This is a genomic window from Wenyingzhuangia sp., assembly GCF_039768515.1.
Classification (GTDB): Bacteria; Bacteroidota; Bacteroidia; order Flavobacteriales; family Flavobacteriaceae; genus Wenyingzhuangia.
Genome location: NZ_JBDNAI010000066.1, coordinates 1 through 3335, shown reverse-complemented (window position 1 = coordinate 3335; position 3335 = coordinate 1). Strand labels below are relative to the sequence as shown.

The following is a 3335-nucleotide window of genomic DNA, read 5'->3' as shown; positions in this document are numbered from 1 at the left end:
TCAAAAAATACTGGAAAAGTGTTGAAGAACTAAAAGATAGTTCTGTTGTTGAAACGCTAAGTAAAAATGAATTTGTAGAAAACATTCCTACAGATGACTTTTTAGGTGATAAAGAAACACTTGAGACTTCTGCTACTTCGCGTAGAGACTTCTTAAAGTATGTTGGCTTTACAACCGCAGCAGCATCTTTAGCTGCCTGTGAAGGACCGGTAATTAAATCGATTCCTTATGTTGTAAAACCAAACGACATTATTCCTGGAGTTGCAGACTGGTTTGCAACAACCGTAGCAGATGGATACGATTTTGCAAATGTTTTAGTAAAAACAAGAGAAGGTCGTCCTATCCAAATCATGCCCAACAAAGAGGCAAATGGAACTACAAATGCAAGAGTGCAAGCTTCTGTGTTGTCTTTGTATGATGAAAGCCTTCGTTTGAAAGAACCTACCAAAGGAGGTAATGCAATTTCATGGGCAGATGCCGATGCAGAAATTGGAACTACCCTAGCAGCCCTAAGAGATGCAAAAAAGCCGGTTGTTTTATTAACAGGTACCATGGCAAGTCCTTCTTCCTCAAAAATTGTAGAAGAATTTACAGCAGCGTATCCAAATGTAAAGCATGTGGTGTACGATGCCGTATCAGAAAGTGGTGCTGCAGATGCTTTTCAAGAAGTTTACGGTAGAAGAGCATTGCCAAACTATCACTTAGACAAAGCCGAGGTAATTGTTTCATTTGAAGCAGATTTCCTAGGGGATTTTCATGGAGGTTTTGAGAAAGCATATGTCGCTGGAAGAAAGCCAGAAAATGGAAAAATGTCTTACCATGTTCAATTAGAAAGTAACATGTCATTAACGGGTGCTAATGCCGACAAGCGTATGGTTGTAAAACCATCCGATCAAGTGTTTGCGCTTTTAAATTTATACAACGCTATCTCTGGGAACAAGGTAGCTTCCAAAGCTACTGCCCAAGATGCAGCCATTAAAAAATTAGCAACTACCTTGCAGAAGGCGGGTTCTAAAGCTGTTGTTTTAACAGGTTTAAATGATAAAAATGCACAATTAATTACTTTAGAAATCAATCGGATTTTAGGAAGTGAAATTATAGATGTAACAAATACCTTAAACATTCGCCAAGGAAACGATGCTGATGTTGCGCAAATGATTGCAGATTTGAAATCTGGAGCGCTTGCAGGGCTTATCTCATACAATGTAGATCCTGTTTATAGTTTAGCAAATGGGCAAGCGTTTGCAACGGCTTTACAAGATAAATTTTCAGTTGCAATTGCTGTCGAGAATACCGACACCGTTGCTGCTTCAAATTATGTATTACCCGCAACTCACTTTTTAGAGAGCTGGGGCGATGTCTCTATCTCGGAAGAAAACTATAGTTTGGTACAGCCAACCATTCAAAAACTATTCAAAACAAGACAAATTCAAGAAATTTTACTCGCTTGGTCAGGAAGTTCAACTTCTTACTACGAGTACTTAAAATCTTTTTGGTCTGCAAATGTGTTGGACGGAGCTTCATGGAATACTGCATTGCACAATGGTTTCTTTACAAAAGAAGTTTCCAAAACGGTTGCATTAAAATCGGTATCACTCTCAGATGCTACTGCCGCTTTGTACCGCTCAGTAAAAGCTTCAGAATTTGAATTGGTGCTTTATACTTCTACTGGTTTAGGAGATGGAAAACAAGCAAACAACCCTTGGTTGCAAGAATTTCCAGATCCATTAACCAGAGCTTCTTGGGACAATTACATTACTATGTCCATGGCAGATGCCAAGAGATTAGGTTTTTCAAATCCAGTAAAAGATAACGGTGCGATTGACGGAGATTATGCAAATTTGACACTTAATGGAGTCACTGTTGCCAATGTTCCTGTTTTAATCCAACCCGGTCAAGCGCCAGGATCTATCGGTCTTGCCTTAGGGTATGGTAGAACACTCGGTTTTAAAGATGAAATGAAAGTAGGAGTCAATGCCTACCCATTATACATAGATGCGAACACAGTTCAATACGGTGTTGCGATCGAAAAAGTAAGTGGAACCCATAAATTTGCTTGTACACAAGTACAAAAAACAATTGCAGGACGTCACGATATCTTAAAAGAAGTTTCTTTAAAAGATTATGTGAATATCGATCCAAAAGACCACAAGAACGGTTGGAACATTCCAGCGATGGTTTCTTACGATCACCAGGAAGTAGAAGCAAAGTCCATTGATTTATGGGCAGAGCACAATCGAGAAGTTGGACACCATTTTAATCTTTCTATCGATTTAACCTCTTGTACAGGTTGTGGATCCTGTGTTGTAGCATGTCATGCAGAAAATAATGTACCGGTAGTTGGTAAAAATGAAGTACGAGTAGGTAGAGATATGCACTGGTTGCGTATTGATAGATACTATTCTTCAGGAGTAGAAGAAGACTATAAAGCAGCAACAGGTCACGAGCCAACCTCTCCAAAAGTGAGAAAGTTTGCCACAGACGAATTGGGCTTAAGTAGAGCTGATATGTACGCTGCCATTGAAACAGAGGCAGAAAACCCTCAAGTTTCTTTCCAGCCTATGATGTGTCAGCACTGTAACCACGCTCCTTGTGAGACGGTTTGTCCAGTAGCTGCAACAACACACAGTAAACAAGGTCAAAATCACATGGCTTACAACAGATGTGTGGGAACAAGATATTGTGCAAACAACTGTCCATATAGAGTACGTCGTTTCAACTGGTTCAATTACTCGAACAACAATGAGTTTGACTTCCACATGAACAACGAATATGGTAAAATGGTTTTAAATCCAGATGTTGTTGTGCGTTCAAGAGGGGTAATGGAAAAATGTTCTATGTGTATTCAAATGACACAAGCTACCATTTTGAAAGCCAAAAAAGAAGGAAGAAAAATTGAAGCAGGAGAATTTGCTACAGCTTGTTCATCAGCATGTACAACTGGATCTTTACAGTTTGGTGATGTGAACAATGAGAAAGAAGTTGTTACAAAATTAGCCGCAGATAAAAGAGCCTATCATGTTTTAGATTATCTACAAACGAAACCGAATGTAGTGTATCAAGTGAAGGTGAGAAATACAAACGAAGCGTAATTAAAAATTAAGATATAAAAATATGTCTCATTACGAAGCATCCATTAGAGAACCTTTAGTATTAGGTGATAAAAGTTATCACGATATTACGGAAGATATTGCAAAACCTATTGAAGGTAAGGCAAATAAAAATTGGTATATAGCTTTCTATATTTCCTTAGCAGCCATGTTATGGGGATTTGGTTGTATCTTTTATACTGTTGGAACCGGAATTGGGGTTTGGGGATTGAACAAGAACATTGG

The 3335-nt window shown here is 38.7% G+C and carries 1 protein-coding gene and 1 pseudogene; both read left to right on the top strand.

Features of this window, described 5'->3' with window-relative positions; genetic code table 11:
* A partial coding sequence (locus ABF281_RS03945) for a TAT-variant-translocated molybdopterin oxidoreductase (RefSeq protein ID WP_347180399.1) occupies positions 1-3092 on the top strand: 3092 nt, incomplete at its 5' end.
* 22 nt (positions 3093-3114) lie between these two features.
* Positions 3115-3335: pseudogene (locus tag ABF281_RS03940) on the top strand (hydrogenase); the annotation flags it as partial.